Source organism: Streptomyces turgidiscabies Car8, assembly GCF_000331005.1.
GTDB lineage: Bacteria > Actinomycetota > Actinomycetes > Streptomycetales > Streptomycetaceae > Streptomyces > Streptomyces turgidiscabies.
Genome location: NZ_AEJB01000270.1, coordinates 1 through 7,697, shown reverse-complemented (window position 1 = coordinate 7,697; position 7,697 = coordinate 1). Strand labels below are relative to the sequence as shown.

The window sequence follows — 7,697 nt, the reverse complement described above, 5'->3', positions numbered from 1 at the left end:
TCCGGGGCAGCCGGGTCAGCCGATGCCGTTGCCCGCCTCGACGGCGCACTCCGCCCACACGGTCTTGCCCACGGGCAGCCGTGGCGCCCACCCCCAGCGCACGGCCAGGACGTCCACCAGAAGCAGTCCCCGACCGGACTCACCCTCGGGGTACGACGACGGCGGGACCGTCGACGGCCGCTTCGCGGAGGCGGCGTCCGAGACCTCGATACGGACCAGGCCGGCAGCCGCGTCAAGGGCGAGCCGGAGCCCGAAGCCGCGTCCGGTGACCCGGCCGTGCAGCACGGCGTTCGCGGCCAGCTCGCCGACGACGAGGGCGATCGTGCACGACGCGTCCGACGCCGGCGGGTAGCCCCACTGCTCCATACACCGGACGGCGAGCCGCCGGGCGAGCTGGGCGCCTCGCGGTGAGCAGACGAACTGCTCAACGAGCGAGGGGAGTTCACGCGGCTCGTCGTCCGCGGTGGTTGTTGTGGTCGTTGGCGTCGTTCCTGCCGACACGGCTGGTCCCCGTCCTTGTCTGTTTCGCGGCGTACGCGATTCGTCACGTTCCGTTCTCAAGAGTCGGCCGGTCGCCCTACGCTCGACAGGTGACACAGCCTTACTTTTCAACCCGTAAGGAACGGAAGTGACGCTTTGGCCAACGGAATTGACCCCAGCACGTCGATGGCCGCCCTTTTCGGCTCGCGGGTGCGCAGACTCCGTACGGCGGCCGGACTGACCCAGCCCGAACTCGGCGCGATGGTGCACGTGGTGGGCACGCGGATCACGCAGATCGAGCGGGCGTCCGGAGCGAAACCGACGTTCGCACTGGCCCGTGCGCTGGACGTGGCCCTCGAAGCGGACGATCTGCTGACCGACCTGTGGCCGTACGTGTACCGGGAGGCGTTTCCCAACTGGTCGCGGAAGTTCATGGAGTACTCGGCGAGGGCGGTGGCCATCAGGCAGTACGCGGCTCATGTGGTGCCGGGTCTGTTGCAGACGGAGGACTATGCGCGGGCAGTTCTCAGCCTGGACGCCTTGCTGGACGGCGAAGAGCAGTTGGAGGAGCGAGTCACAGCCCGTATGGGACGGCAGGAACGTCTGAGCACGCCCGACCGGCCGGACCTGTGGGTGATCCTGGACGAGGCGGTACTGAGGCGTCCGATCGGTGGCGGCGCAGTGATGCGGAAGCAGTTGGCGCGGCTGCTCGACGCGGCAGCGGAACGTCATATCACCGTGCAGGTACTGCCGTTCGACCAAGGCGGACACGAGGCGATGGGCGGTTCGCTGACGATCCTGACCCTGCCCGACGGCTCCGAAGTGGCCTACACAGAGGGTGCGGACTACGGCCAACTCATCGAGGAACCAGCCGACGTCAGTCGCTACAGGGTGATTTACGATCGGCTGCGGGCGGCAGCCCTGCCCCCGCTCATGTCGCTCGACATGGTCCGGTCCACGTTGGAGGGCAACTACCGTGGCGCGAATCTCCCGTCCCGAGCTGAACGACGCCGCCTGGCGCAGGAGCAGCTACAGCAACCAAGCAGGGGGCGACTGCGTGGAGGTGGCCGACGGGTTCCGGGCCGTCGTCCCGGTCCGTGACAGCAAGGCCCCGCACGGCCCGGAGTTGTGCTTCGGAAACGTCTCCTGGGCAGTCTTCATAGGTGAGTTGAAGGCCTGACCCCACCGTCGCCCAGGTGACCGGGCCCTGGTCGCCGTCCGTCCGACGGGCTCACCGGGCCCTTGTCCGCGAGGGTCCGGCGGGCCACTGACCTCCTGAAAGAACCGGGGGAAAGTACTACCCGCCCACCCTCCCTCCCCGGTCGCGAAGCACGCGTTCACCCGTCCGAGTGACCGGCTTGCAGGCGCGGGATGCGGGCGGTTACGTTCGCCGCGACAACCACAGACAAATGCGGCCCCCGGCCGGGATTCCCGTCCCGATCGAGGGCCTGACCGATCAGGAAGCGATACCTTCCCAATGGCTGAACCGAAGTCTAATGCGCGCCCGCGCGCCGATGCCGGAGCCCCGACCTCCGGCGTGATCCACGTACGCACCCGTCTCACCGCCGACTTCACCGTGATCTCCAACGCCCTCGCCCAGCGACGCGGCAGCGCGGTCACGATCGGCGTAGCGGCGTACATCGCCTCACTCCCCGACCGCTCTCCCGTGACCATCACCGCCCTGTGCGAGCACTTCAGCGAGGGCGAGATCCTCATCTCGCGGGCGCTCAGGGAACTCGAAGCGGCGGGCTATCTGGAGCGCCGCCGCGAGCGGACTTCCGCCGGGAAGATCCGCACCCGGACGTACTTCTACGACGTCCCGGGCGGCGATCCCTGCCCGGTCCCGGTCCCGGTCCCGGTCCCGGAACCGGCTGGGCCTCCCGAGCCGCCGCAGCCTCGTCGGCCCCGGAAGCAGCCCGCTGTGGCGGTGCCCGTACAGGCCCAGGCAGGGGGCGAAGCCGAGGCGGAAGCGCCGATCCCCCTGGCCGATGCCGATGCCGATGCCGATGCCGATGCCGATGCCACCGTCACTGTCGCCGACCCCCAGGCGATCGCCGTACTCGCCGCTCTGCGCCTGGTCGACCCCCGCCTCGTACTGACCGCCGGGGAAGCCGCCCGGCTGGCCCCGGCCGTCTCCCAGTGGCTCGCGGCAGGCATCCTGCCCACCCACGTCACGGACCACCTCACCGCACGCCTCCCGGACCACTTCCTGACCCGCCCGGCGGGCATCCTCGCCTACCGGCTGAAGGAAACTCCCCTCGCCCTGCCCGCACCCCCCGCACGGGCCGTCGGCGCGGACCCCTCCGCACGTCCGGCAGCAGCGCCCCTGCGGAACTGCGACGGCTGCGACCGGGGATTCCGCGCGGCTGAACCCGGCCGCTGCCGTGACTGCCGCTCCGGAGCAGCCGAGGGGCGCCTGGCCGCCTGATGCGCGGGCTGACGTCAGGATGCGGCCGCCGAAGGTGCGGGGGAGTGGCAATCCGGCGCCATCTCGCATCTCATATCTCGCCATTCGCGATGGAAATCAGATCACAATCAGAGTACGGTCTGAGTATGAGTATCGTGCCCTTGGCGGCGTTCGAATCGGAATCCGTCTCGTTCACCGATCTGTCCCGGAACCCGAAGGGCGTCGCGGCCAGGGCCGCCGCTCTGGGATCTCTGCGTGTGACGCACCGAGACGCGCCCGACATGGTGCTGACCACGGCTATACACGCAGAGCGCACCGAGGAGAACCTGACCACGGCGTCCCGGCTGTTCCTTGCGCTGATGAAGCAGGACGACGGGGCCAAGTCGCTTCTCCTCGCTCTGCCCGAGGTTTTTCCGTGGGTGCGCCATCTGAACGCCGAAGAAGTCCGGGAATTCACTGTCGAGCTCCTGGATGCGCTGTCCGACGCCGCTGAGCTGGGTGCCCGGGAGGCTGTGCACCGAGCGATCGTCTCGTGGCGGGCAACCGCCCGTATCAACGCTGACCCTGACCAGCTCAGGGAAGCGATCCGGCCGCTCGGTGGCGTCGATCTCGGCCCCGTCGAGGTGCACGAGTGAGTCCGAAGAAAGGCGATCGGGTCAGCGTCCCTCCGCTGACGGGCTGGAACGTCATTTACGGGACGACGGAGGCCGCGAGCGGTTGGGAAGAGCTGTGCCGGGTGGCGCTGCCGAACGCGCATCGCTGTCTGGAGGCCCTCCGTGCGGATCCGCTGTCGCGGTCCAACTGGAACCGCCAGCACCAGCTACGAGGCAGGCACGCCACCAAGGACTGGAAGGGTGTCGAGCTGGAGCAATGGGAGTACTAGATCACCAGTGGCGGCCGGGTCCGCTACCTGGTCAGCCCAGCCACCTCGACCGTGATCCTGGTGTACGCCTCCCCGCGACACCCCAAGGACACCGAATAGCTTCCGACCTTGCCCAAGGTGAACCGTACGAAAGGAGCGCCGACGCCCCGACACTGCCCGACGCCCGGTGCGACCGCGGCCAGGACGGCCTCAGCCGGAGACGGCGACCACGTGCTTGCCCATGACACCGCCCCGCTCGAACGCCCGGTGCGCCGAAGCGATGTCCGCGAGCGGATACACGCCCTCCACCACAGGTCGCAGCGCACCGGACGAGACGTGGTCGGCCAGTGCGCGCAGCACATCGGCCTCGGGGTTGGCGCTGAAGGTGCGGATGCGGCGGGCGCCGTGCACGCTGGACGCCGCTATCGCCGCGATGGCGGCGCCCGACAGTGCGACGGTGACCATCCGGCCGCCCTTGGTCAGCCGGCTCCGGAAGCAGTTCAACTCGGAGCCGACCGTGTCGATGACGACGTCGTACGACCCGGTCTCCTCCGGGGCGGTGTCGACGTAGTCGATGACCTTCTCCGCGCCCAGCTCCTCAAGGGCCTTGGCATGGCGGTGGCGGGCCAGCGCGGTGACGTGGCCGCCCATCGCGTACGCCAGTTGTACGGCGGCCGTGCCGACCCCGCCCGCCGCGCCGCGCACCAGGACCCGTTCGCCCTTCTCCAGCCGCACGGAGTCCCGCAGCGCGATCAGCGCCGTAGCGCCTCCGACGACCAGGGAGACCGCGTCCACCGACGAGATGCCCTCGGGGGCGGCCGAGACGCGGCCGGCGGGGACCACGACGTACTCGGCCGCCCCGGCCGTCGCGTGCTTCTCCCGGGGGTGCACCATGCCCCACACCCGGTCACCGGCCCGGTGGTCCCGGACGTCGGCACCGGTCTCGACGACGACGCCGGCGAAGTCCAGCCCCACACCGATGGGGAACCTGCGGCCCGACACCATGCGCAACCCACCGGCGCGGACGATCACATCGTGTCTGTTCACGCTGGACGCCTCGACGGACACCAGTACCTCACCCGGGCCGGGAACGGGTCTCTCGACCTCGTTGACGCGCAGGACGTCCGGTGCACCGAAGCCGGTGAACTGAGCGGCCTTCATGGGGTGTTCCATGAGGTGTTCCATGGGGTGTTCCTTCCACGGCGGACTGTCGTGGAACTGATCCTGGGACCTGTCCGCGACAACCGGGTAGGTCTGCCGGACCCACCCTCGCGGGCCGCGCCCGGACCATACTGATGCGATGGCAGACGATCCCCGACGTGAACTGGCCGACTTCCTGCGAACCCGCCGGACCCGGCTGCTCCCACAGGACGTCGGCCTGGAACCGGGCCCGCGTCGGCGCACAGCCGGACTACGACGTGAGGAACTGGCCCTGCTGGCCGGGGTGAGCACGGACTACTACCAGCGTATGGAGCAGGGGCGCGACGTGCGGCCCTCCGAACAGGTCCTCGACGCCATAGCCCGTGCCCTGAACTTCTCCGCCGAGGAGTCCCGGCACCTGCACAGCCTCGCCGCCGCCGCGCGTACTCCCGCCCGGCCGCTACGACGGTACGAGCCGGAGGAAGTGCCGCCCAGCACGCTGCGGATGATGCGCGGGATGACCGCGCCCGCGATGGTCGTCGGCCGCTTCCTCGACGTACTGGCATGGAATCCGCTGGCAGGGCTTCTGCTGGGCGAGTTCACCGAACTACCCCTGGCCGAGCGGAATCTGCTCGCTCTGCTGCTGCATCCGGAGGCCGACCAGGTGTGCCCGGAGCGGGCGGCCACCGTCGCCGAACTGACCGGGATGCTGCGCACCCAGATCGCCGCCGATCCGGGCCACCCGCGCGGTGTGGAACTGGTCGGCGAACTCGCCGTCCGCAGTGACGAGTTCGCGGTGTTGTGGGCCCGCCACGACGTCGGGGAGACCACGCGTGGCCGGATGCGGGTCGACCACCCGCTGGTCGGGGAGCTGAACCTGGACTGGGACGCCTACCCGATGCCCGGTGCCCCCGGCCCGGTGCTCATCGCCTACACCGCCGAGGAGGGCGGCCCCGACGCGGAACGACTCCAACTCCTCGCGGGCCTGCTCACCGCACCCCGCCCGGCCCCGGACTCCACCCGGCGGCACTGACGCCTGCCGGGCCGGGCAGCAGGCCGCTCACCGGCTGGCGTACGGTGCCGCCGCCGCATACGTCAGCCCCGCCCGCAGGGCCGCGTCAGTGCGCGAATGCCTTGCGGAGGCGTTCCGCTGCCTCCTCCAGCACCGATGTCCGCTTGCAGAAGGCGAACCGTACGAACGGGGCGCCCTCTTCGCGGTGGTCGTAGAAGACCGCGTTCGGGATGGCCACCACGCCCGCGCGTTCCGGCAGGGCCCGGCAGAAGGCGAAGCCGTCCGTCTCGCCCAGAGGGCGGATGTCGGTGGTGATGAAGTAGGTGCCCGAGGGGGTGAAGACCTCGAAGCCCGCCTCCTTCAGGCCCGCCGACAGCAGGTCCCGCTTCGTCCTCATGTCCTCGCGGAACGCCTCGAAGTAGCTGTCCGGGAGCGTCAGCGCCTCCGCCACCGCGTACTGGAAGGGGCCGGACGCCACGTACGTCAGGAACTGCTTCGCCGAGCGCACCGCCGTGACCAGGTCCGGCGTGGATGTGACCCAGCCCACTTTCCAACCGGTGAACGAAAACGTCTTCCCGGCGCTCCCGATAGAGACCGTCCGTTCGCGCATGCCCGGGAAGGAGACCAGCGGCAGATGCCCGGCGTCGTCGAAGACCAGGTGTTCGTACACCTCGTCGGTGACCACCAGCAGGTCGCGTTCCACGGCGAGCCGCGCGATCGCGGTGAGTTCCTCGCGGGTCAGGACCGTGCCCGTCGGGTTGTGCGGGGTGTTGATCAGGAGGAGACGGGTGCGGGGGGTGACGGCTGCCCGCAGTTCGTCCAGGTCCAGGCGGAACGAACCCTCGTCGGGGCGCAGGGTGACCGGTACGCGCGTCCCGCCCGCCATCGCGATGCAGGCCGCGTAGGAGTCGTAGTAGGGCTCCAGGGCGACGACCTCGTCACCGGGCTCCACCAGGGCCAGCAGGGTCGCCGCGATGGCCTCCGTCGCGCCCGCCGTCACCAGGACCTCGCGGTCGGGGTCGTACGACAGCCCGTACCGGCGCTCCTGGTGCGCCGCGATCGCCGTACGCAGCTCGGGGACGCCCGGACCCGGCGGGTACTGGTTGCCGCGGCCGTCGCGCAGCGCCCGTACGGCCGCCTCGCGGATCTCCTCGGGACCGTCGGTGTCCGGGAAACCCTGGCCCAGGTTGATCGAGCCGGTGGCGACGGCGAGCGCCGACATCTCGGCGAAGATCGTCGTCCCGAACTCGGCGAGCCGGCGATTGAGGAAGGGGCGTGCGCTGCTGGTCATGGTCGTCATCCTGCGCCGAAGCTCTGGAGTTCCTCAACTCTGCTTTGGCAGGTGAGACAGGCGGGCATCCCCACGTCACGCAAGACGGCGAGGCGCCCACGGGGGGCCGCCTCCGGGGGAACGAAAGGAGGGTGACGTCATGGCCGTAGCCATCATCGCCCTTGTCATCCTGGTCATCCTGGCGGGCCTGTTCATCGTGGTGTCCGCGGTGGTCCGGGGCGCGCGGGGAAGCCGGCAGCGGGTCCACTCGGGGCACAACCGGCGGAGGAGTGGGAGCGGGGGAAGCGACAGCTGGTGGGCCGGGGGAGCGGCGGGCTCCAGCAGCATCGGTGACTCCGGGAGCAGTTCGTCGTGCGGTTCGAGCTCGTCCTGCGGAGGAAGCTCGTCGTGCGGCGGTGGATCGTCCTGCGGAGGTGGCGGGGGCGGATGCGGTGGAGGCAGCTGACACGGGGCAGCTGAGCTCCGGAAGGGGGAACCGTATCCGGACCGCAGGGTGAACGCCCGC

General features: G+C 70.1%; 9 protein-coding genes. 6 read left to right on the top strand and 3 right to left on the bottom strand.

What is annotated here, in order from left to right:
• Positions 1-15: 15 nt before the first annotated feature.
• Positions 16-501, bottom strand: coding sequence for an ATP-binding protein (locus tag STRTUCAR8_RS17415; RefSeq protein ID WP_006377129.1), 486 nt, complete (start codon positions 499-501; stop codon positions 16-18).
• 165 nt (positions 502-666) lie between these two features.
• On the opposite strand from STRTUCAR8_RS17415, the gene STRTUCAR8_RS17410 reads away from it, so the two are divergent.
• The 5 genes from STRTUCAR8_RS17410 (at position 667) to STRTUCAR8_RS17395 (ending at position 3,770) form a co-directional block, all read left to right on the top strand.
• Positions 667-1,581 carry a helix-turn-helix domain-containing protein gene (locus tag STRTUCAR8_RS17410; protein WP_044472369.1) on the top strand — a complete coding sequence of 305 codons (915 nt, stop codon included), beginning with the start codon at positions 667-669 and terminating at the stop codon, positions 1,579-1,581.
• Complete coding sequence (locus tag STRTUCAR8_RS54240) at positions 1,538-1,660, top strand: DUF397 domain-containing protein (protein ID WP_338399702.1); 123 nt, start codon at positions 1,538-1,540, stop codon at positions 1,658-1,660. Before STRTUCAR8_RS17410 ends, STRTUCAR8_RS54240 begins: the two co-directional genes overlap by 44 nt.
• Positions 1,661-1,957: 297 nt before the next feature.
• Positions 1,958-2,908 (top strand): hypothetical protein, encoded by a 951-nt coding sequence (locus STRTUCAR8_RS17405; protein ID WP_179200525.1) that lies wholly within the window; start codon positions 1,958-1,960, stop codon positions 2,906-2,908.
• Between the two features lie 140 nt (positions 2,909-3,048).
• Positions 3,049-3,522, top strand: coding sequence for a hypothetical protein (locus STRTUCAR8_RS17400; RefSeq protein WP_006377123.1), 474 nt, complete (start codon positions 3,049-3,051; stop codon positions 3,520-3,522).
• Positions 3,519-3,770, top strand: coding sequence for a hypothetical protein (locus tag STRTUCAR8_RS17395; protein ID WP_006377121.1), 252 nt, complete (start codon positions 3,519-3,521; stop codon positions 3,768-3,770). Before STRTUCAR8_RS17400 ends, STRTUCAR8_RS17395 begins: the two co-directional genes overlap by 4 nt.
• Positions 3,771-3,959: 189 nt before the next feature.
• Here STRTUCAR8_RS17395 and STRTUCAR8_RS17390 read toward each other — a convergent pair whose 3' ends face one another.
• Positions 3,960-4,910: an NADP-dependent oxidoreductase gene (locus STRTUCAR8_RS17390; RefSeq protein WP_044472370.1), complete on the bottom strand. Its 951-nt coding sequence runs from the start codon at positions 4,908-4,910 to the stop codon at positions 3,960-3,962.
• A gap of 139 nt (positions 4,911-5,049) precedes the next feature.
• Here STRTUCAR8_RS17390 and STRTUCAR8_RS17385 point away from each other — a divergent pair, with 139 nt between their 5' ends.
• Positions 5,050-5,922: a helix-turn-helix transcriptional regulator gene (locus STRTUCAR8_RS17385; RefSeq protein WP_006377124.1), complete on the top strand. Its 873-nt coding sequence runs from the start codon at positions 5,050-5,052 to the stop codon at positions 5,920-5,922.
• 85 nt (positions 5,923-6,007) lie between these two features.
• Here the strand turns inward: STRTUCAR8_RS17385 and STRTUCAR8_RS17380 are convergent, their stop codons facing one another.
• Positions 6,008-7,201: a pyridoxal phosphate-dependent aminotransferase gene (locus STRTUCAR8_RS17380; protein ID WP_044472367.1), complete on the bottom strand. Its 1,194-nt coding sequence runs from the start codon at positions 7,199-7,201 to the stop codon at positions 6,008-6,010.
• Between the last annotated feature and the right edge of the window lie 496 nt (positions 7,202-7,697).

What these genes read in the sequence shown, in the direction of transcription:
- STRTUCAR8_RS17380 (WP_044472367.1), bottom strand. Translation starts at nt 7,201, where the DNA reads ATGACGACCATGACCAGCAGCGCACGCCCCTTCCTCAATCGCCGGCTC.
- STRTUCAR8_RS17410 (WP_044472369.1), top strand. Translation starts at nt 667, where the DNA reads ATGGCCGCCCTTTTCGGCTCGCGGGTGCGCAGACTCCGTACGGCGGCC.
- STRTUCAR8_RS17385 (WP_006377124.1), top strand. Translation starts at nt 5,050, where the DNA reads ATGGCAGACGATCCCCGACGTGAACTGGCCGACTTCCTGCGAACCCGC.
- STRTUCAR8_RS17405 (WP_179200525.1), top strand. Translation starts at nt 1,958, where the DNA reads ATGGCTGAACCGAAGTCTAATGCGCGCCCGCGCGCCGATGCCGGAGCC.
- STRTUCAR8_RS17390 (WP_044472370.1), bottom strand. Translation starts at nt 4,910, where the DNA reads ATGAAGGCCGCTCAGTTCACCGGCTTCGGTGCACCGGACGTCCTGCGC.